Annotated in this window: 13 protein-coding genes and 1 tRNA gene; 1 reads left to right on the top strand and 13 read right to left on the bottom strand. The window is 73.2% G+C overall.

The window, feature by feature from the left end; all coding sequences use genetic code 11:
- Positions 1–61: 61 nt before the first annotated feature.
- From RCG67_RS12130 to RCG67_RS12120, 3 genes are all read right to left on the bottom strand, one after another.
- A complete protein-coding gene (locus RCG67_RS12130) occupies positions 62–1,474 on the bottom strand; it encodes a GNAT family N-acetyltransferase (RefSeq protein WP_368826543.1) in 1,413 nt (470 codons plus the stop codon).
- Positions 1,475–1,536: 62 nt separating this feature from the next.
- Entirely contained in the window at positions 1,537–4,425 is a 2,889-nt protein-coding gene (gene polA, locus RCG67_RS12125; RefSeq protein ID WP_368826541.1) for a DNA polymerase I, read from the bottom strand.
- 64 nt (positions 4,426–4,489) lie between these two features.
- Positions 4,490–5,065, bottom strand: a complete 576-nt coding sequence (locus RCG67_RS12120; RefSeq protein ID WP_058873746.1) for an ANTAR domain-containing response regulator — start codon at positions 5,063–5,065, stop codon at positions 4,490–4,492.
- Positions 5,066–5,325: 260 nt separating this feature from the next.
- Here RCG67_RS12120 and RCG67_RS12115 point away from each other — a divergent pair.
- Positions 5,326–5,409: transfer RNA gene (locus RCG67_RS12115), tRNA-Leu, on the top strand.
- 81 nt (positions 5,410–5,490) lie between these two features.
- Here RCG67_RS12115 and RCG67_RS12110 read toward each other — a convergent pair.
- The 10 genes from RCG67_RS12110 to RCG67_RS12065 form a co-directional block, all read right to left on the bottom strand.
- Positions 5,491–5,949, bottom strand: coding sequence for a PaaI family thioesterase (locus tag RCG67_RS12110; protein ID WP_368826574.1), 459 nt, complete (start codon positions 5,947–5,949; stop codon positions 5,491–5,493).
- A gap of 14 nt (positions 5,950–5,963) precedes the next feature.
- On the bottom strand, positions 5,964–7,442 hold the full coding sequence (gene pyk / locus RCG67_RS12105) for a pyruvate kinase (RefSeq protein ID WP_058873633.1): 1,479 nt from the start codon (positions 7,440–7,442) through the stop codon (positions 5,964–5,966).
- Between the two features lie 278 nt (positions 7,443–7,720).
- Positions 7,721–9,184, bottom strand: coding sequence for a glutamate synthase subunit beta (locus RCG67_RS12100; RefSeq protein WP_368826538.1), 1,464 nt, complete (start codon positions 9,182–9,184; stop codon positions 7,721–7,723).
- On the bottom strand, positions 9,177–13,862 hold the full coding sequence (gltB, locus tag RCG67_RS12095; RefSeq protein WP_368826536.1) for a glutamate synthase large subunit: 4,686 nt from the start codon (positions 13,860–13,862) through the stop codon (positions 9,177–9,179). Before gltB ends, RCG67_RS12100 begins: the two co-directional genes overlap by 8 nt.
- Before the next feature lie 305 nt (positions 13,863–14,167).
- Positions 14,168–15,055 carry a prolipoprotein diacylglyceryl transferase gene (gene lgt, locus RCG67_RS12090; RefSeq protein ID WP_368826534.1) on the bottom strand — a complete coding sequence of 296 codons (888 nt, stop codon included), beginning with the start codon at positions 15,053–15,055 and terminating at the stop codon, positions 14,168–14,170.
- Between the two features lie 78 nt (positions 15,056–15,133).
- Positions 15,134–15,940 (bottom strand): tryptophan synthase subunit alpha, encoded by an 807-nt coding sequence (gene trpA, locus RCG67_RS12085; protein ID WP_438612667.1) that lies wholly within the window; start codon positions 15,938–15,940, stop codon positions 15,134–15,136.
- Positions 15,941–15,984: 44 nt separating this feature from the next.
- Positions 15,985–18,111: a tryptophan synthase subunit beta gene (trpB, locus tag RCG67_RS12080; RefSeq protein ID WP_368826532.1), complete on the bottom strand. Its 2,127-nt coding sequence runs from the start codon at positions 18,109–18,111 to the stop codon at positions 15,985–15,987.
- Positions 18,112–18,254: 143 nt separating this feature from the next.
- Positions 18,255–18,518, bottom strand: coding sequence for an HGxxPAAW family protein (locus RCG67_RS12075; RefSeq protein ID WP_368826530.1), 264 nt, complete (start codon positions 18,516–18,518; stop codon positions 18,255–18,257).
- A gap of 194 nt (positions 18,519–18,712) precedes the next feature.
- The gene (locus RCG67_RS12070; RefSeq protein ID WP_368826528.1) at positions 18,713–19,312 is read right to left on the bottom strand and encodes a Trp biosynthesis-associated membrane protein; all 600 of its coding nucleotides are present in this window, start codon (positions 19,310–19,312) and stop codon (positions 18,713–18,715) included.
- The gene (locus tag RCG67_RS12065; RefSeq protein ID WP_368826526.1) at positions 19,305–20,903 is read right to left on the bottom strand and encodes an anthranilate synthase component I; all 1,599 of its coding nucleotides are present in this window, start codon (positions 20,901–20,903) and stop codon (positions 19,305–19,307) included. The genes RCG67_RS12070 and RCG67_RS12065 overlap by 8 nt, the downstream gene beginning before the upstream one ends.
- Positions 20,904–20,919: the final 16 nt, after the last annotated feature.

Raw genomic sequence — 20,919 nt, 5'->3', positions numbered from 1 at the left:
CGGGTCAGTCTACGGACGAGGGAAAAAGGAAGCAACACGCGCCCCGCCGCGCGGGTCCGGCTCAGAACTGTGTGACGCCGTACGGGGCGGTCGGGGTCTCCATGAAGTCCTGCAGGTCCCGCAGCGCGTCCTCGTCCCGGGCCACGATCAGCCCGGCCTGCGCCAGGGTGCTGGCCTTCACCGCCCCGAGGTACAGGGACCCCAGCACGTCCACCCGCATCGCCACGTCCGCGCCGTCGGGCAGCTCCACCGCGGGCACCGACCGCCCGGCCTCGTCGTCGGCGGTGCGGGGCCGGTCGCGGAGCCGCTCGACCACGGGCGTCCCGCCGGTGGTGTCCAGCGCCCAGACGCCGTCGGCGTAGCCCATCGAGTCCACGAGGGAGATGACGATCCGCCCGCGCGGGGTGTACGGGCGGGCGACCAGCGCGGCGGCCGGGTCCAGGACCCGCACCCACACCTTGTCCGACTCGGCGGTGACGCGGTACTTGGCGCGGTCCGCCATCGCCCACACCAGCGGGTCCTCCACGGGGGCGCGGCCGAAGCGCACCTGGTCCACGAGGTCCAGGGACGTCACGAACTCCCAGAGGGCGATCGACACGTCCGGGGACGCGCCCACGAGGTCGAGCACCGTCAGGGTCAGCGGGTAGGAGGTGTTCGGCTCGAACCGGTAGGTCACGTAGCCGTCCGGGCGCATCCCGTCGTCGTAGTGCACGGCGCAGCGCACCTCCGGGTCCGCCTTCTGGGGGGTGATGGCGTACTCCCCCGTGTACTCGGGCCAGTGGTAGGCCACCCGGCTCACCGACCCGTGCGAGCTCTCGTGGAAGCGCTGGAAGAGCACGGGGGCGAGCCGGCGCACCGCCTCGCCGTCGGCCATCTCCACGCTGCCCACGGTGGGCGCCTTGAGCTGCAGGCGGGTGGTGGCGTCCACGGCGACCTCGCGGTTGAACGTGGCCGCGCCGAAGCCGAACCGGCCGTAGATGGTGGCCTCGGTCGCGGTCAGCAGCGCCACGGGGTAGCCGTCCCGCCGGGCGCGGTCGAGCTCCCCCGTCATGAGCCGGCGCAGCAGCCCGCGGCGGCTGTGCGTGGGCCGGACGGTGACCTCGGAGATGAGCCGGGCGCGCAGCAGCCGGCCCCGGCCCGCGTTGAGCGAGCCCTCCCAGGAGGTGAAGGTCGCCACGGGCCGCTGCGTGGGCAGCGCCGCCTCCGGCACGGCGTGGGGGTACGCCCCCCGCAGCCGCACCCGCTCGGCGTGCATCCAGGACAGGGTGCGCTCGAGGGTCTCGTCGGTCGGCTCCGCCTGGTGGAAGCCCTGCCGGATGGCCCGCACCCACTCCACGGCCGCCGGATTGGCCGCGACGCCCCCGGGGCCCACGCCGAACTCCGCGAAGGTGTAGTCGTGCCCGTGGGCCGAGTATGACTCGGTCACGGTGCCGGGGGTGGACGGTGTCGTCGGAGCGTCGTGCAGGGGGTCCATGGCGTGTTCCTCGTTCGCGGTGGGATCGGGCGGCGGGCCGGCCGGGGCGCCGGGCCGGCCGGTCAGTGGGCGGCCTCGTGCCAGGAGCGGCCCGCGCCGACGTTGACCTCCAGCGGCACGGACAGCTGGGCGGCGCCGCCCATCTCCTCGCGCAGCACCCGCTCCACGGTCTCCCGCTCCCCGCGGACCACCTCCACCACGAGCTCGTCGTGGACCTGCAGGAGCATCCGCGAGCCGAGCCCCTCGTCGGCGAAGCGCCGGTCCACGCCCAGCATCGCCTTCTTGATGATGTCCGCGGCCGAGCCCTGGATGGGAGCGTTGAGGGCGGCGCGCTCGGCCATGGAGCGCAGCTGCCGGTTGTCGCTGGAGAGGTCCGGGAGGTACCGGCGCCGGCCGTCGATCGTGGCCGTGTACCCGTCCTCGCGGGCCTGCTCCACGACCCCGCGCAGGTAGTCGCGCACCGCCCCGAACCGGGTGAAGTAGTCGCTCATCAGGGTGCGGGCCTCGTCCACGGGGATCCGCAGCTGCTTGGAGAGCCCGAAGGAGCTCAACCCGTACACCAGCCCGTAGCTCATGGCCTTGACCTTGGAGCGCATGGGGGCGGTGACCTCCTCGGGGGCCACGCCGAAGATCTTGGCGCCCACGAAGCGGTGCAGGTCCTCGCCGCTGCGGAAGGCCTCGATCAGTGCCTCGTCCCCGGACAGGTGCGCCATGATGCGCATCTCGATCTGGGAGTAGTCGGCGGTCAGCAGCTGGTCGTAGGCCCGTCCGTCCTCGGGGCGCCCGACCACGAAGAGCCCGCGGATGCGGCGGCCCTCCTCGGTGCGCACCGGGATGTTCTGCAGGTTGGGGTTGGTCGAGGACAGCCGGCCGGTGGCGGCGACGTTCTGCATGTAGGTGGTGTGCACGCGACCGTCCTCGGCGATGGCCTTCTGCAGGCCCTCGACGGTCTGGCGGAGCCTGTTGGCGTCCCGGTAGGCCAGCAGGCCGGCGAGGAAGCGGTGGCCCTTGGAGTCCGGGTCGGTGCGGGTGAGCAGCTCCGCCACGGCGTCCGCGTCCGTGGTGTAGCCGGACTTGATCTTCTTGGTCTTCGGCAGCCCCAGCTCCTCGAACATCACCTGCTGCAGCTGCTTGGTGGAGCCCAGGTTCACCGGCTCCTCGATCTGGGCGTGCGCCTCCTGCTGAGCCTGCTCGATCACGCGGGCGAAGTCGTCGAGCAGGACCTGGACCCCCTCGGGGTCCACGGCGATCCCGGCGAGCTCCATCCGGCCCAGCACCACGGCCAGGGGCAGCTCGAGGTCCGTGAGCAGGGCGGTCTGGTGGGTCTCGGCCAGCTTCTCCCGCAGGTGCCGGGACAGCTGCACGGTCGCGACCGCCAGCTCCGCCTCCCGCCGCAGCACCGCCGGCGCCGGCCAGGGCTGCTCGTCGAGGGCGAGCTGCTGCTGGCCCTCCGCGGCGGAGCCGTCCGCCACGGGCGCCACGGCCAGGCCCAGCCGGTCCTCGAGCAGGGCGGGGAGCTCGTAGCTGCGCCGGGCGGGCTGCAGCAGGTAGGCCGAGAGCTGGGGGTCGTCCACGACCCCGGCCAGCGGCAGCCCGCGCACCGCGAGGGACTTCCAGACGTCCTTGACCCCGTCCACGATCTTGGGCCGGTCCGCGTCGGCCAGCCAGCGGGCCAGCGCGGACTCCAGTGCGGAGTCCGCCGCCGCCAGGTCGAGGAACAGCGCGGACGGCTGGTCCTCGCCGCGGGCGAGGACCAGGCCGGAGAGCTCGCGGGCGCCGGGCAGGACGGGGTCGTCCTCGCGGTGCAGCGCGTGCAGCGCCACGGCGTCCTGGCCGTCGGCCAGCCACCGCTCCAGCTCCTCGGCGGTGCCGGGACGCCCGATCTCGCCCAGGCCCAGGTCGGCCGGCGGCGCGGCCTCCTCGGCGGGGCGGCCGAAGGCGTCGAAGAGCCGGTTGCGCAGGCCGTCGCCGAACTCGAGGTCGCCGAAGACCTCCCGCACGGCTTCCGTGTCGGGCACGGGCAGCCCGGCCTCGGCGAGGTCGACCTCCAGCCCGAGGTCGGTGACCAGGCGGTTGAGCCGCCGGTTGCGCTCGACCGCCGCGCGGTGCTCGCGCAGCGCCTCGCCCTTCTTGCCCTTGACCCTGTCCGCGTGCGCCAGGATCGTGTCGACGCCGCCGTAGGCGAGGATCCACTTGGCGGCGAAGCCGGCCCCCACGCCCGGGACCCCCGGGAGGTTGTCGGCCTGCTCACCGGTGAGCGCCGCGAGGTCCGGGTAGTGCCGCGGCGGCACCTTGTACTTCTCCACCACGGCGGCGGCGTCCATGTGCTTGAGGTCGGACGGGGTGCGCCCGGGATAGACGACCGTGACGTGCTCGTCGATCATCTGGAAGGCGTCCCGGTCCCCGGAGAAGACGAGCACCTCGTAGTCCTGCTCGGCGCCGCGGCGGGCCAGGGTGGCCAGGACGTCGTCGGCCTCGTGGCCCTCGGCGGTGACCACGGGCACGCCCAGGGCGTCGAGGATCCGGCGGATCTGCGGGACCTGCCCGTGGAACTCCTCGGGCGTCTCGTCCCGCCCGCCCTTGTACTCCTCGTACTCCTGGGAGCGCAGGGTGGGCCCCTCCAGGTCGAAGGAGACCACCAGGTGCGTGGGCTTCTGCTCCCGCACCAGCTTCACGAGGGTGTTCACGAAGCCGTAGACGGCCTCGGTGTGCCGGCCGTCGGAGGTCACGAAGGCCGGCCCGCCGCCGTACTCCGCGGCGCGGGACAGCGCGAAGAACGCGCGGAAGGCCAGGGAGTGGCCGTCCACCAGCAGCAGCTTCCGGTCGGGCCGGGAGACCGGGAGGGGGATCTCGACGTCGACGGGGTGGTCGGTCTCGGTCCCGACGGTCACCGTGCGCACGGCGGTCTCGGGGGTCGCGTCGGGCTGCGTCTGCTGCGTCGTTTCACTCACCCGACCATCCTAGGGCCCGGGGCGGGCGCCCCGGGGGCCCGGGCGGACGGGTCGCCAGTGCCGGTCAGGCGACCTGGTTGATGATGGCCTCGGCGACCTCGCGCATGGACAGCCGGCGGTCCATCGAGGTCTTCTGGATCCAGCGGAACGCCTCGGGCTCGGTGAGGCCCATCTTGGTGGTCAGCAGCGACTTCGCCCGCTCCACGAGCTTCCGGGTGGCGAACTGCTCCTTCATGTCCGAGACCTCGCGCTCGAGCGCGGCGATCTCCTCGGCCCGGGAGATCGCGATCTCGATGGCGGGCACGAGGTCGTCCACCGTGAACGGCTTGACCACGTAGGCCATCGCCCCCGCCTCCCGGGCCCGCTCGACGAGCTCCCGCTGGCTGAAGGCGGTCAGCAGGACCACCGGGGCGATCCGGTCGGAGGCGATCTGCTCCGCCGCGGTGATCCCGTCCAGGACCGGCATCTTCACGTCCATGAGCACGAGGTCCGGGCGGTGCTCACGGGCGAGCTCGACGGCGCGCTGACCGTTCTCGGCCTCCGCGACCACCTCGTAGCCGGCGTCCCGGAGCATCTCCACGATGTCCAGGCGGATCAGGGTCTCGTCCTCGGCGACCACCACCCGGCGGGCCGGGCGCAGGTCGCTCTCCGCCGCCTCGCCGGGGAGGTCCTCCCGGGCCCCGGGGTCCTCGGCCGGGGCGGGATTCGGCTGCTCCGTCACGCTGTCTCCTTGGCTGCTGGTGCGTCCTGGCCCGCGCGCGCGGGCCACGGGGGTCTCGGGGCCGGCGGCGCACGGATCCCCGGCACCGCGCGTTGCGCCCGATCAGCCCCAGCCTATAACTGTTGTACAGTGGTCGAGCGCAGGAACCGCCCCCGAGGCGGCGCGGACTGCGACCGCGGGCCCAAGTGGCGGAATTGGCAGACGCGCCGCACTCAAAATGCGGTTCCCCTGGAGTGTGGGTTCGAGTCCCACCTTGGGCACCAGCACCCCGGACCGACGGTCCGGGGTCTTCTCGTACCACCCCTCCCGTCCGTCCCGCCGGTCCCCGCGGGCGACCCGCGCCGTCAGCCCGCGGGGCCCCGCTCCCGCACCAGGTTGGTGACGCGGGCCGTGGACAGCCGCCGTCCCCGCTCGTCGGTCATCACGACCTCGTGCACGGTGAGCGTGGCACCCAGGTGCAGCGCGGTGCACGTGCCGGTGACCGTCCCGGAGGCCACGCCGCGCTGGTGCGTGGCGTTGACGTCGACGCCCACGGCGTACCGCCCCGGACCGGCGTGCACGCTCGCCGCCGTGGAGGCGAGCGTCTCGGCCAGGACGCAGTGCGCTCCCCCGTGCAGGATCCCGCCCGGCTGGGTGTTCGGCTCGACCGGCATCGTGGCGACCGACCGCCCGGGCGTGAGCTCCGTGAACCGGATGCCCATCGCCCGGGCGAGCCCGCCCATCCCGTGGCCGGGGAAGGCGGCGTGCAGCTCCTCCGGGACCCCGTGCTCGCGCAGGTCCCGGGAGTGCTCCTCGGGGGTCATGCCGGCCGGCCCGGTCAGGACTCGCGCCACGGTCCCACGTGCTCGCGCTGCCGCCGGCCGCTGAGCAGCTCACCGGCGTCCGCGACGTCGCCCACGCGGTGGACCTTGACCAGGTTGGTGGTGCCGGCGACCCCGGGGGGCGAGCCGGCGCAGATCACGACCATGTCGTCCTTGCCGGCCAGGCCCTGCTCCTGCAGGTGCAGGTCCACCTGCCGGGTCATGTCGTCCGTGTGGTCGACCTTCGCCACCTGGATGGGCTGCACGCCCCACAGCAGGGACATGAGCGCCGTGACGAGGGGCTCCGGGGTGAAGGCGAGGATCGGGTGGGACGGGCGCAGCCGGGACAGCCGGCGGGCGGAGTCCCCGGACTGGGTGAACGTGCAGAGGTAGCTGACGTCGAGCTGCCGGGCGATGGTCACCGCCGCGCGGGTCACCGCACCCCCGCGGGTGCGCGGCTCCGTGCCCAGGGCGGGCACGCGCTCGAGGGCCTGGGACTCGGTGGCCTCGATGATCCGGGCCATCGTCTCGATGGTCTCGATCGGGTACTTGCCCACCGAGGTCTCCCCGGAGAGCATGACCGCGTCCGCGCCGTCGAGCACGGCGTTGGCGCAGTCGGAGGCCTCGGCCCGGGTGGGGCGCGGGCTGTCGATCATCGACTCCAGCACCTGGGTCGCCACGATCACGGGCTTGGCCCAGCGCCGGGCGAGCTCGATGGCACGCTTCTGCACGATCGGGACCTGCTCCAGCGGCAGCTCCACGCCGAGGTCGCCGCGGGCCACCATGATGCCGTCGAAGGCGTCGATGATCTCGTGCAGGGAGTCCACCGCCTGCGGCTTCTCGATCTTGGCGATCACCGGCAGCCGCCGGCCCTCCTCGTCCATGATCTCGTGCACCCGCACGATGTCCTTGGCGTCGCGCACGAAGGACAGGGCGATCAGGTCCACGCCGCGGCGCAGCGCCCAGCGCAGGTCGTCCTCGTCCTTGTCGGACAGGGCCGGGACGTTCACGGCCACGCCGGGCAGGTTGATGCCCTTGTTGTTGGACACCGGCCCGCCCACGACGACCTCGGTGGTGACCGTGGTGTCCGAGACGGCGGTGGCGCGCAGGGCCACCCGGCCGTCGTCGATGAGCAGCGGGTCGCCCACGTTCACGTCGCCCGGCAGGCCCTTGTGCGTGGTGGAGCACAGGCTCGGCGTGCCCTCGACGTCGTCGACCGTGATGGAGAACTCGTCGCCGGGCAGCAGCTCGTGCGGACCGTCCGCGAAGCGGCCGAGCCGGATCTTCGGCCCCTGCAGGTCCGCGAGGATCGCGACCGTCTGCCCGGCGTCCGCCGAGGCGCGCCGCAGGTTCTCGTAGGACGCGTCGTGCACGGAGTGGTCGCCGTGGCTCATGTTGAGCCGGGCCACGTTCATGCCGGACCGGATCGCCTGGGAGAGGTTCTCGTACGAGGAGATGGCCGGGCCGATCGTGGCCACGATCTTAGCTCGTCGCATGTGTGCCGCCTTGGGTCGAGGGGTGCCACCGGGGAGGACGTGCACAGCACTGCGGCCGGGGGCTGCACCGCGCAGGACGCGGCGCAGCCCCCGGCCGCACTGCCTGGATGTCCGCCCGGGGGCGGGGAGGTCGTGTCCAGCCTACCAACGCCGCCGCCGGTGTCGAGGCGGGCGGGTCCCCGCCCGCCTCGACACCGGCGCCGGACGTGCGACGGCGCGGGCCGCGCCCCCTCCGCGGGAAGGGGACGCGGCCCGTGCCGTGCTGCCGTGCTGCCGTGCTACAGGCTGAGGTCGATGGCCCGGTCGGTGGGGGCCACCGGCTCCGGCAGCCGGGTCGAGCCCATGAGGAAGCGCTCGACGGCCGCCGCGCAGGCGCGGCCCTCGGCGATCGCCCACACGACCAGGGACTGGCCGCGGCCGGCGTCGCCGCACGCGAACACGCCGTCCACGCTGGTCATGTAGCGGTCGTCGCGGGCCAGGTTGGTCCGGCCGTCCAGCTCGGCGCCGATCTGCTCGGTGATGTCCTCGGACTCGTTGCCGGTGAAGCCCAGCGCCAGGAAGACCAGGTCCGCCGGGATCACCCGCTCGGTGCCCGCCTTCGGCGCGCGCCGCCCGTCGGGCAGGTACTCGGTCTCGGCGACCTTCAGCCCGGTGAGCCGGCCGTCCTCCCCCACGAACTCCACGGTGGAGGCCAGGTAGGTGCGGTCGCCGCCCTCCTCGTGGGAGGACGAGACCTCGAAGACCTTCGGCATCATGGGCCACGGGTCGGCGTCGGAGCGGTCGGCGGCCGGCCGGCGCCCGATCGCCAGCGACGTGATCGACGCCGCGCCCTGCCGGTTGGCGGTGCCGATGCAGTCGGAGCCGGTGTCGCCGCCGCCCAGCACGATGACGTGCTTGCCCTTCGCCGAGATCTGGTCCTCGACCTCGTCCCCGGCCACCACGCGATTGCCCTGCACCAGGTAGTCCATCGCGAAGTGGACCCCGTCGAGCTCCCGGCCGGGGATCTGCAGGTCCCGCGGCCGGGTGGCGCCGGTGGCGACCACCACGGCGTCGTACCGGCGCTTGAGCTGGTCCCAGGTGATGTCCTTGCCGATCTCCACCCCCGGGCGGAAGCGGGTGCCCTCGGCGCGCATCACGTCCAGGCGGCGGTCGAGCACCTCCTTCTCCATCTTGAAGTCGGGGATGCCGTAGCGCAGCAGTCCGCCGATCCGGTCGTCGCGCTCGTAGACCGCGACCGTGAACCCGGCCTGGGTCAGCTGCTGGGCCACCGCGAGGCCGCCGGGCCCGGAGCCCACGACCGCCACGGTCCTGCCGACCAGGCGCTGCGGGACGAACGGCCGGATGATGCCCTCGTCGAAGCCCATCTCGCCGATCGAGTACTCGATCTGCTTGATGGTCACCGCGGGCTGGTTGATGCCGAGCACGCACGAGGACTCGCACGGCGCCGGGCAGACCCGCCCGGTGAACTCCGGGAAGTTGTTGGTGGCGTGCATCCGCTCGACCGCCTCGGCGTCGAGGCCCCGCCACACGAGGTCGTTCCACTCGGGGATCAGGTTGCCGAGGGGGCAGCCCTCGTGGCAGAAGGGGATCCCGCAGTCCATGCACCGGCCGGCCTGCTTCTGCAGCACCCCCCGATCCTGGGCCTCCTGGACCTCCTTCCAGTCCATGATCCGGACGGGCACCGGCCGCTTGGGGCGGTCGACGCGCTCGGTCACCTTCAGAAAACCGCGCGGATCAGCCACGGGTCGTCACCTCCAGGATCTTGTGCCATGCCTCGTCGCCGTCGGGGTCCTGCCCCTCGCTCCGGGCCTGTTCGCGGATGCCCTGCACGGCGGCGTACTCCCGCGGCAGGACCTTGGTGAAGCGCCCGAGCGTGGCCACCGGGTCGGCCAGGAGCCGGTCCGCGAGCTCGGAGCCGGTCTCCTCGGCGTGCCTCGTGATGAGCGCCAGAACGGCCTCGGCGTCCGTCTCGTCCAGCGGCAGCAGCTGCAGCTCGCCGCTGTCCCGGGCCTGCTTGTTGACCGAGGTCTCGGCGAGGTCGATCACGTAGGCGACGCCGCCGGACATGCCGGCGCCGAAGTTGCGCCCGGTGCGGCCGAGCACCAGGGCGGTGCCGCCGGTCATGTACTCGCAGCCGTGGTCCCCGATGCCCTCGACCACCGCGGTGGCGCCCGAGTTGCGCACCAGGAACCGCTCGCCCACGACGCCGCGCAGGAAGATCTCCCCGCTCGTGGCGCCGTAGCCGATGACGTTGCCGGCGATGACGTTCTCGGAGGCCTCGAAGACCGCGTCCCGCTCGGGGCGCACGATGATCCGCCCGCCGGAGAGGCCCTTGCCGCTGTAGTCGTTGGCGTCGCCCTCGAGCCGCAGGGTGATGCCCTGCGGGAGGAACGCGCCGAGGGACTGGCCGGCCTGGCCCGTGAGCGTCACGTCGATCGTGTCGTGGGCGAGGACGTCCGTGCCGAACGTGCGCGTCACCACGTGGCCGAGCATCGTGCCGACCGCGCGGTCCGTGTTGATGATGTGCTGCTGGATCCGCACGGGCTCCCGCTTCTCCAGGGCCGCCCGGGAGAGCCGGATCAGCTCGTTGTCGAAGTGCTTCTCCAGCTCGTGGTCCTGGCCGCGCATGTTGCGCACGGCCGCGCCCCGGTGCTCGAGCACCGTGGAGTGCAGGACCGGCGAGAGGTCCAGCCCGTGCGCCTTCCAGTGCGCGATGGCGTCCTTGGTCTCGAGGACCTCGGCGTGGCCGACGGCCTCCTCGATCGAGCGGAAGCCCAGCTGCGCCAGGTACTCCCGGACCTCCTCGGCGATGAACTCGAAGAAGTTCACCACGTGCTCCGCCTTGCCCGTGAACCGCTTGCGCAGCTCCGGGTTCTGGGTGGCGACGCCCACGGGGCAGGTGTCCAGGTGGCACTTGCGCATCATGATGCAGCCCTCGACGATCAGCGGGGCCGTGGCGAAGCCGAACTCCTCCGCGCCGAGCAGCGCGGCGACCATCACGTCCCGGCCGGTCTTCATCTGCCCGTCCGCCTGGACCACCACGCGGTCCCGGAGCCCGTTGAGCATCAGCGTCTGCTGGGTCTCGGCGAGGCCGAGCTCCCACGGCGCGCCGGCGTGCTTGAGCGAGTTCAGCGGGGCCGCGCCCGTGCCGCCGTCGTGCCCGGAGACGAGCACCACGTCGGCCTTGGCCTTGGTGACGCCGGCGGCCACGGTGCCGATGCCGATCTCGGAGACCAGCTTCACGTGCACGCGGGCCCGCGGATTGGACCGCTTGAGGTCGTAGATCAGCTGCGCCAGGTCCTCGATCGAGTAGATGTCGTGGTGCGGCGGCGGCGAGATCAGGGACACGCCCGGGGTGGAGTGGCGGGTCTGGGCGATCCACGGGTACAGCTTCTGGGCCATCAGCTGGCCGCCCTCGCCGGGCTTGGCGCCCTGGGCCATCTTGATCTGGATGTCGTCGGCGTTGGTCAGGTACAGGCTCGTGACGCCGAAGCGCCCGGAGGCCACCTGCTTGATCGCCGAGCGCCGGCGCGGGTCCAGCAGCCGGTCGACGTCCTCGCCGCCCTCACCGGTGTTGGACTTCCCGCCGAGCCGGTTCATGGCGATCGCCAGGGTCTCGTGGGCCTCCTGGGAGATGGAGCCGTAGCTCATGGCCCCCGTCTGGAAGCGCTTGACGATCGAGCTGACGGGCTCGACCTCCTCGAGCGGCACCGGCCTGCGGTCCGAGGAGAAGCCGAGCAGCCCGCGCAGGGTCAGCAGCTTCTTCGTCTGGTCGTCCACGAGCTTCGTGTAGGACTTGAAGATGTCGTAGCGGCCGGTGCGGGTCGCGTGCTGCAGCCGGAAGACGGTCTGCGGGTTGAACAGGTGCGGCGGGCCGTCCCGGCGCCAGTCGTACTCGCCGCCCGTCTCGAGGTCCCGGTAGGGCTCGGTCACGCCGTCGGAGGGGTACGCCCGGCGGTGGCGGAACGCGGTCTCCTCGGCGATCACGTCGAGGCCGATGCCGCCGATCTGGGTGTGGGTGCCGGTGAAGTAGTCGTCCACGAGCTCCCGGGACAGGCCGAGCGCCTCGAAGACCTGGGCCCCGCAGTAGGAGGACACGGTGGAGATGCCCATCTTGGACATGATCTTCTGCACGCCCTTGCCCAGGGCCTTGATCAGGTTGTGCACCGCGTGCTCGGTGGTGATGCCGGTGAGGTCGCCCGAGCGCACGAGCTCCTCCGCGGACTCCATCGCCAGGTACGGGTTCACCGCGGACGCGCCGTAGCCGATGAGCAGGGCCACGTGGTGGACCTCGCGCACGTCGCCGGCCTCCACGATCAGCGCCACCTTGGTGCGGGTCGCCGAGCGCAGGAGGTGGTGGTGCACGGCCGAGGTCAGCAGCAGCGAGGGGATGGGCGCCCACGCGCCGTTGGAGTCGCGGTCCGAGACGATGACGTACTCCACGCCGCGGGCCACGGCCGCGGAGACCTTCTCGCAGATCTCCGCGATCCGGGCGCGCAGGGACTCGGCGCCGCCGTCGGGCCGGTACAGGCCCCGCACCTTGAGGGCCGCGGGCATCCCGTCCTCGCCCTCGATGTGCAGGAACTGGTCCAGCTGGTCGTTGTCGATCACCGGGAAGTCCACCGCGATCTGACGGGTGCGCACCCGCTCGGTGGTCAGCAGGTTCCCGGAGGGCCCCACGGAGCCGCGCAGGCTCGTGACGAGCTCCTCGCGGATGGCGTCCAGCGGCGGGTTGGTGACCTGGGCGAAGGACTGCACGAAGTAGTCGAACAGGGTGCGGGACTTCTCGGAGAGCACGGCGATCGGGGTGTCGGTGCCCATCGCGTAGATCGGCTCGGCGCCCTTGGCCGCCATGGGCCCGACGATCATCTTCAGCTCCTCCTGCGTGTACCCGAAGGTCTTCTGGCGCAGGGTGATGGAGGAGCGCGGGTGGACCATGTGCTCGCGCTCGGGCAGGTCGCCGATGTCGACGATGTTGCCGTCGGCCCACTCCTCCCACGGGGCGGCCGAGGCGATCTGGGCCTTGATCTCGGCGTCCTCGACGATCCGGCCCTGCGCGGTGTCCACGAGGAACATCGTGCCCGGGGACACGCGGCCCTTGCGCACGATCTTGCGGTCCCCGACGTCGACGACGCCGACCTCCGAGGCGAAGACCACGAGGCCGTCGTCCGTGACCCAGAAGCGGCCGGGGCGCAGGCCGTTGCGGTCCAGCAGCGACCCGACCTGCACGCCGTCGGTGAAGGCCACCGCGGCCGGGCCGTCCCACGGCTCCATGAAGGAGGCGTGGTAGCGGTAGAACGCCTTCCGGGCGGGGTCCATGGTCTCGTGGTTCTCCCAGGCCTCCGGGATCATCATCATCATGGCCTGGGTGACGGGCCGGCCCGAGAGCACGAGCAGCTCGGCGACCTCGTCCAGGGACTGCGAGTCGGACGCGCCCTCCGAGCAGATCGGGAACAGCTCCTCGGGGCTGCGGCCCAGCAGCGGGGACTTCAGCTGCGACTGGCGGGCGCGCATCCAGTTCCGGTTGCCCTTGACGGTGTTGATCTCGCCGTTGTGCGCGAGCGTGCGCATGGGCTGGGCCAGGGGCCACGAGGGGAAGGTGTTGGTGGAGAACCGGGAGTGCACGATCGCGAGCTCGGTGCTGAACCGGTCGTCGGAGAGGTCCGGGTAGAAGGGCTCGAGCTGCTGGGTGGTCAGCATGCCCTTGTAGACGATGGTGCGGGAGGACAGCGAGGGGAAGTACACGCCGGCCCGGTTCTGGGCGCGCTTGCGCAGCCGGAACGCCTTCTGGTCCAGGCGCCGCCGGGCGGCCTCGTCCGCGGGCTCCGGCGCGGGCTCCGCCACGAAGAGCTGCACGAAGTACGGCATCACCTCGAGCGCGGACCGGCCCACCACGGACTCGGCCACGGGGACGGGCCGCCAGCCGAGGACCTGCAGCTCCTCGGAGCGCGCGAGCTCCTCGAGGGCGGCCTGGACCCGCTCCGCGTTCTCCCCGCCGTGCGGGAGGAAGGCGGTGCCCACGGCGTAGCCGCCCAGGGGCGGCAGCTCGAAGTCCAGCACGGCGCGGAAGAACGCGTCCGGCAGCTGCGTCAGCAGCCCGGCGCCGTCACCGGTGCCCTCGTCGCCGCCCACGGCGCCGCGGTGCTCGAGGTTGCGCAGCGCCGTCAGCGCGGCGTCGACGATCTCGTGGCTGGGGGTGCCGTTGAGGGTCGCGACCACGGCCAGGCCGCAGGCGTCCTTCTCCTCGTCCGGGTGGTAGAGGCCCTGTTCCTCGGGCGCGTTCGAGAACTGCTCGAACGGGGACGTCGCCTGCTCCTGAGCGGTCTCGGCAGGAGCGGTCTCGGCGGGAGCGGCCGGACGGGGGTCCGTGCCGTCCTGGGCAGAATTGTCACCGGGGGTGCCGGCCGGGGTAGAGGTCATGACTGACGTCTCCTCACCATGGGATGCGGTCAACAGGAGCGGCCCCCGCGGCAGGGCTCCGGTCGGGAGGTGCCGCCGGATCGTGAGCTGCCCCCGGCGTCCTCGAGCAGTGGTCGTGGAGGTGCCGGGCGGCGGAAGGGCCCCGTTCCAGGAAGGTCCGGCGATGGACGATCGTGGCGTGCACCGGAGGCGGCGGACGTGGTTCACCCGTCCGCCGGTCAGGCGCCAGAGAAATCTAGCACTCAGATGTTACAGCTCTGAAAACTCCGGGGCCAGGCACTGGATCCCGGCTCCCGGTGCGGTGTTCAGGCGTGCTCGGCCGCCACGGCCCCGCGGGACCGGCGTCGGCGGAGCACGACCGCCGCGAACAGGGCCAGCCCGAGCAGGACCAGCCCCAGGGACGTCCACACGTGCACCCGCAGGCCCAGCACCATCAGGGCCGGGTCGATCCGCAGGAACAGCTCGATGAGCATCCGCCCGAGGCCGTAGTGCACCAGGTAGAGGGCGAACAGACGGCCCCCGTCCAGACGGAACCTCCGGTCCAGCGCCAGCAGCAGCACCACCCCGGCCAGGTTCCACAGGGACTCGTAGAGGAACGTGGGGTGGAAGAGCGTGTCCGCCGGCAGCCCGGCGGGGAAGTTCGCACTGGAGGGGTCGATCTCCAGCCCCCACGGCAGGGTGGTGGGCCGCCCGAACAGCTCCTGGTTGAACCAGTTGCCCCAGCGGCCGATCGCCTGGGCGAGCAGCAGCCCGGGGGCGGCGGCGTCGGCGAAGACCGCCAGGGAGATCCCGTGCCGGCGGCAGACCCACCACGCGGCCAGGGCCCCGAACGCCACGGCCCCCATGATCCCGAGGCCGCCCTCCCAGATCCGCAGCGCGTCGAGGGGGTCGGCGCCCGGTCCGAAGTAGCCGGCCGGGTCGGTGACGAGCACGTGGTAGGCCCGGGCGCCCACGATCCCGGCGGGCACGGCCCACATCACGATGTCCCACACGATCTCCGGGTCCAGGCCCCGGGCCGCCCAGCGGCGCGTGGTCAGCCACAGCGCGGCCGCGATGCCCGCCAGGATGCACAGCGCGTAGGCGTGCACGGTCAGCGGGCCGACCGAGAACCCGGACCAGTCCGGGGAGGGGATGCCCTGCCGGAGCGGGGCGCTCATCAGGGCGGGCACGGGGGGAACGGCGCTCAGCAGCATGCGGTGGGGCCTCGGCTCGTGGGGTCGTCGGGACGGGCGGCCCGGCCCGCGCGGGGGCGGGGCCGCCCGGTCACGCTATCAGGCGCGCCCGGCCAGTTCCCGGGTCAGGGCGCCCACGGCCTCGGGGCCGCCGTCGGCCAGCGCCTGCACGAGCGCGGTGCCCACGATGACACCGTCCGCGTACGCGCCGATCTCCTCGACGTGCTCCCGGCGGGAGACGCCCAGGCCCACGCAGACGTGCTGGGCGCCGGCCGCGCGCGTGTCGGCGACGAGCTGCTCGGCGACGTCGGAGACGGCGTCCCGGGCTCCCGTGACACCCATCACGGAGACCGCGTAGACGAAGCCGCTCGCGGCCTTGACCACCAGGTCGAGGCGTTCCCGGGAGGAGGAGGGCGCCACCAGGAAGATCCGGTCCAGGCCGTGGGCCCGGGACGCGGCGAACCACTCGGCGGCCTCGTCCGGGATCAGGTCCGGAGTGATCATGCCCGCTCCCCCGGCCTCGGCGAGCCGCCGGGCGAAGGTGTCCACGCCCATCTGCAGGACCGGGTTCCAGTAGGTCATCACCACGGGCACCGCGTCGGTGCGCTCGGCCACGGCGCGGACCACCCGGAACACGTCGGCCACCCGGAAGCCGTTGGCCAGGGCCGTCGTCGTCGCGTGCTGGATGACCGGCCCGTCCATGACGGGGTCCGAGTACGGGATGCCGATCTCGATGACGTCCGCGCCGTTGGTGCCGAGGGCCACGGCCGCCTCGATGGACTCCTCCACGGTCGGGAAGCCCGCCGGGAGGTAGCCCACCAGGGCCGGCCGGCCCTGCGCGCGGCACTCGGCGAGGCGGGCGGAGAGCCGCGAGTCCGGGTCGGCGCGCAGGCCCGGCGGCAGGATGCGGGAGGCGAGGTCCGCCCCGGAGGTCTCGTGTCGGGTGGTGCTCACAGTCGCTCGCCCTTCTCGCCGAGCTCAGCCTCGGCGCTGTCGTCCGGGAGCATCCCGAACCATTCCGCGGCGGTCGCCACGTCCTTGTCGCCGCGCCCCGAGAGGGAGACGACGACGACCTTCTCCGCGGCCGCCTCCGGCCCGAGCTCCTCGACCCAGCGGCGGCCGATCTTCAGCGCCCCGGCCAGGGCGTGGGAGGTCTCGATCGCGGGGATGATGCCCTCGGTCCGGCACAGCAGCCGGAAGGCCTCCATCGCCTCCGAGTCGGTGATCGCCTCGTAGCGGGCCCTCCCGATGTCGTGCAGGTACGAGTGCTCGGGGCCCACGGCCGGGTAGTCCAGGCCCGCGGAGATCGAGTGGGACTCGAGGGTCTGCCCGTCCTCGTCCTGCATGAGGTAGGTCCGGGCGCCGTGCAGCACCCCGGGCCGGCCCAGGGAGATCGTGGCGGCGTGGCGTCCGGACTCCACGCCGTCCCCGCCGGCCTCGAGGCCGTACAGCTCCACCGAGGGGTCGTCCAGGAAGCCGTGGAAGATCCCGATCGCGTTGGAGCCGCCGCCCACGCAGGCCGCCACGGCGTCCGGGAGCCGCCCGGTCTGCGCCAGGACCTGCTCGCGGGTCTCCTCGCCGATCTGCTCGTGGAAGTAGCGGACCATCGCGGGGAACGGGTAGGGCCCCGCCGCGGTGCCCAGCAGGTAGTGGGTGTGCTCGACGGAGGCGACCCAGTCCCGCAGCGCCTCGTTGATCGCGTCCTTGAGCGTGCGGGAGCCGTTGGTCACGGGCACCACGGTGGCGCCCAGCAGCTCCATCCGCGCGACGTTGAGGGCCTGCCGCCGGGTGTCCTCCTCGCCCATGTAGACCACGCACTCCATCCCGAACAGCGCGGCCGCGGTGGCCGAGGCCACGCCGTGCTGGCCGGCGCCGGTCTCGGCGATCAGCCGCGTCTTGCCCATCCGCCGCGCGAGCAGCGCCTGGCCGAGCACGTTGTTGATCTTGTGCGAGCCGGTGTGGTTGAGGTCCTCCCGCTTGAGGAAGACCCGGCACCCGGCCTCGGCGGCGAAGCGCTGGGCCTCGGTGAGCAGGGAGGGCCGGTTCGAGTAGTCGCGGGAGAGCCGCTGGAACTCGGCGATGAACTCCGGGTCGGCCTTCGCCTTCTCGAAGACGTCCGTCAGCTCGTCGAGGGCGGCGATGAGGGACTCCGGCATCCACCGGCCCCCGAAGTCCCCGAAGTACGGCCCGGGGGCCCCGCGCAGGGAGGACGCCTCCGCGGCGACGGCCTCCGCCTCGGCCTCGGGGACGCGCCGGGCGGCCCGCGCGGCGGCGCCGGCCGCGCGGAAGCTCGTGATGGTCGCGGCCGGCTCGGCGCTGCGCACGAGGGTCTCCCCCACCAGGACGGCCTTGGCCCCGTGCGAGGCGTAGAGGGCGATCTGCTCCTCGCCCTCGACCCCGGACTCGGCCACGATCACCGCGTCCTGGGGCAGGAGCCCGGCGAGCCGGCCGAAGGTCTCGACGTCGGTGTCGAGCGTCTTGAGGTTGCGGACGTTGACGCCCACGATGCGGGCGCCCACGGCGACCGCGCGCTCGATCTCCTCCGGGGTGTGCGTCTCGACCAGCGCGTGCATGCCCAGCTCGTGGGTCAGCGCGAGGAAGCGGCGCAGCTCGTCGTCGGAGAGCGCGGCGACGATCAGCAGCACGAGGTCCGCCCCGTGGGCCCGCGCCTCCCAGATCTGGTACTCGTCCACCGTGAAGTCCTTGCGCAGCACGGGCACGCCCACGGCCGCGCGCACGGCGTCGAGGTCGGCCAGGGAGCCGTTGAAGCGCCGCTGCTCGGTCAGCACGGAGATCACCGAGGCGCCGCCGTGCTCGTAGGCCGCGGCCAGGCGGGCGGGATCGTCGATCGGGGCCAGCGCGCCCTTGGAGGGGCTGGAGCGCTTGACCTCGGCGATGACCTGCACGGCGTCCGCGCTGGGTCCCCGCAGCGCCGACTCGGCGTCCAGGGCCGGAGGCCGCTGGGCGGCCGCGCGGCGGAGCTCGTCGAGGCCGACCTGCGCGCGGCGCTCGGCCAGGTCCGCCCGGACGCCCTCGATGATGGCGTCCAGGACCGTCCCGGTGCTCTGTTGCGACATGGTTTCCTGTCCTCTCGGCGGCGCGGGCCGCCCTGGTGCGTTCGTGGGGTGCGGGCCGGGCGGGACGGCGGCCGGCTCCCGACGGGAGCCGGCCGATCCGGGCGCGTGCCGCGCCCCCGTGGCCGGCTCGCGCCGGCCCGGTCTCAGCCCTGGTGGTTGCGGGCCTCGTGCTTGCGCTGCTCGGAGCCGCTGCCGTGGCCCATGGAGCGGAGCACGGCACCGGCCACGAGCCCGACGGCGACCAGCACGATGCCCACGATCAGCACGGCCGTGCTGCCCACCGTGAAGCCCACCACGCCGACGATGACGCCCAGCGACATGATGCCGATGGTCACCCACGCGGCCAGCGTGTTGCCGTGCCCCACGAAGCCGGTGTGGTCGAGGACGATCTCGTTTCCGTTTGCCATGTTGTTGCACTCCCGATTTCCCTGCCGGAGCCGGCCGGCTCGGCTCGCACGGCCCCGGCGGGGCGCGGCGGTTGCTGACAGTCTGTCCCGCCCCATTGTGCCACCCCCGGGGCCGCGCCCGCGCACGCCCGACGGGACTCCCGGGCGTCCGGCCTCCCGCGGCGGCGGGCCCGTGCCCGGGGCGGGCGGGGAGCTCAGGCGGTGGGGTCGCGGCCCTCGGTGAGGGCGTCCCACGAGTCGATCTCGTCCCCGCGACGGGCCGTCCCGGCCGGGGGCCCGTCCGGCCCGGAGCGCTCGTAGCGGCGGGCCGCGGTCCACGACCGCCCCGCGACCAGGGCCCAGCCGCCGCACAGCGCCACGAGACCCGCGGCGGCCGCGGCGAGCCACGGCCAGAGAGTCACGGCGAAGTCGCCGCCGGCGTTGATCATGCCGGTGGCCTCCCCCACGGCCGTCTGCGCCGCGCCGGCCGGGTCCGCGAGCACCGCCACGGACGCCGCGAGGGCGCCGAGCCCGGCGAGCAGCACCACCGAGGACACCACGGCGCGCAGCACCCGCCCGGAGATCGCCGTGGTGAGGGCGCCGGCGGCGGCGACGAGACCGAGGGCGGTGACGGCCGGGGCGGCGTCGGACCCGGCGACGTCCACGGTCACAGGCTGCAGCGTGGTCTGCACCGTGGCGGAGACCCACGTGGCGGCCGAGCAGGCGAACACGGCCAGGGCGGCCACCAGCGTGGCGAGCACCACCGTGGACCGCCGGGACAGCGCCGCCGGCAGGGACGCGCGGGCCTCAGGCACGCCCGGCACCGGTTCCCGGCACGGCCACGCGGTCGAGGTCCAGGGCCTCCAGCCGCTCGGCGAGCATGACCGCCCGCAGCGGCGCGGTGGCCTTGTTGAGGGACTCCAGGGCCTCGGTCTCGGGGTCCGAGTCGGCGACGATCCCGCCGCCGGCCTGCACGTAGGCCTTGCCGTCGACGAGCAGGGCGGTGCGGATGGCGATGGCCATGTCCATGTCCCCCGCGAAGTCGAGGTAGCCGACCACGCCGCCGTAGACGGCGCGGCGCAGGGGCTCGTACTCGTCGAGCAGGCGCAGGGCCCTCGGCTTGGGCGCCCCCGAGAGGGTCCCGGCGGGGAACGTCGCGGCGAGCACGTCGTAGGCCGTGGCGTCCGGGCGCATCCGGCCCACCACGTTGGAGCACAGGTGCATGATGTGGCTGAAGCGCTCCACCTCCATGAACTCCGTGACCTCCACCGAGCCCGGGACGGCGATCTTGGAGATGTCGTTGCGGGCGAGGTCCACGAGCATGAGGTGCTCGGAGCGCTCCTTCTCGTCCTGGAGCAGGTCCCGCTCCAGCGCCACGTCCTCCTCGACCGTGCGCCCGCGCGGGCGGGAGCCGGCGATGGGGTGGGTCACGGCCTGGTCGCCGGTGACGGTCACGAGCGCCTCCGGGGAGGAGCCCACGACGGCGAAGGGACGGCCGCCGGCGTCCTCGAAGCTGTACAGGTACATGTACGGGCTGGGGTTGATGGCGCGCAGCATGCGGTACACGTCGAGGGAGTCGGCCGTGCACTCGGTCTCGAAGCGGCGGGAGACGACGACCTGGAAGATGTCCCCGTCCACGATGGCCTTCTTGCCCTCCACGATGGAGTTCATGAACAGGGTGCGGTCCCAGCTCTGGTCGACCTTGGACTCCAGGTCGCCGCGGATCTCGTCGGTGCCGGTGAGCGTCGAGGCCGTGGCGTGGCCGAGGGGCCGGGCGAGCTTCTCCAGCATCGCGTGCACCCGGTCCACCGCGTCGGCCCAGGCCTCGTCGACGCGCTCGTCGGTGTCGTCGAAGTTGACGGCGTTGGCCACGAGCATCACGGTGCCGTCCGTGTTGTCGTGGATCGCGATGTCCGAGACCAGGTTCATGGCCAGCTCGGGGATCCGCAGGTCGTCCTCGGGCGGGTGCGGGAGCTTCTCCCAGCGGCGCACGGCCTCCCAGCCCACGAAGCCCACGAGCCCCGAGGTCAGCGGCGGGACGTCCTCGAAGCGCTCCGTGTGCAGCAGCGCCATGGTGTCCCGCAGCGCCTCGACCGGGTTGCCGCCGGTGGGGGCGCCGGCCGGGGCCTGCCCGATCCAGTGCGCCTCGCCGTCCCGGGCCGTGAGGGTGGCCCGGGAGTTCGCGCCGATGAACGAGTACCGGGACCACACCCCGCCCTCGGCCGCGGACTCGAGCAGGAACGTGCCCGGCCGGGCCGCCCCGTCCTCGAGCGCGAGCGCCCGGTAGAGCCCGATCGGGGTCATGGCGTCCGCGAGGATCTTGACGCGGACGGGGATGACGCGGCGCTCCGCGGCGAGCGCGCGGAACTCCTCGAGCGTGGGGCTGATGGTGCCCAGGTCCTGCATGGGTCTCGACCTGACT

It is taken from the genome of Kocuria cellulosilytica (assembly GCF_040981245.1).
Classification (GTDB): Bacteria; Actinomycetota; Actinomycetes; order Actinomycetales; family Micrococcaceae; genus Kocuria; species Kocuria cellulosilytica.
This window is presented reverse-complemented; position numbering and strand designations above follow the sequence as displayed.

Coding starts and splice junctions, on each gene's coding strand:
- RCG67_RS12110 (WP_368826574.1), bottom strand. CDS start 5,949: ATGACCCCCGAGGAGCACTCCCGGGACCTGCGCGAGCACGGGGTCCCG.
- trpB (WP_368826532.1), bottom strand. CDS start 18,111: ATGTCGCAACAGAGCACCGGGACGGTCCTGGACGCCATCATCGAGGGC.
- lgt (WP_368826534.1), bottom strand. CDS start 15,055: ATGCTGCTGAGCGCCGTTCCCCCCGTGCCCGCCCTGATGAGCGCCCCG.
- RCG67_RS12075 (WP_368826530.1), bottom strand. CDS start 18,518: ATGGCAAACGGAAACGAGATCGTCCTCGACCACACCGGCTTCGTGGGG.
- pyk (WP_058873633.1), bottom strand. CDS start 7,442: ATGCGACGAGCTAAGATCGTGGCCACGATCGGCCCGGCCATCTCCTCG.
- RCG67_RS12065 (WP_368826526.1), bottom strand. CDS start 20,903: ATGCAGGACCTGGGCACCATCAGCCCCACGCTCGAGGAGTTCCGCGCG.
- RCG67_RS12130 (WP_368826543.1), bottom strand. CDS start 1,474: ATGGACCCCCTGCACGACGCTCCGACGACACCGTCCACCCCCGGCACC.
- gltB (WP_368826536.1), bottom strand. CDS start 13,862: ATGACCTCTACCCCGGCCGGCACCCCCGGTGACAATTCTGCCCAGGAC.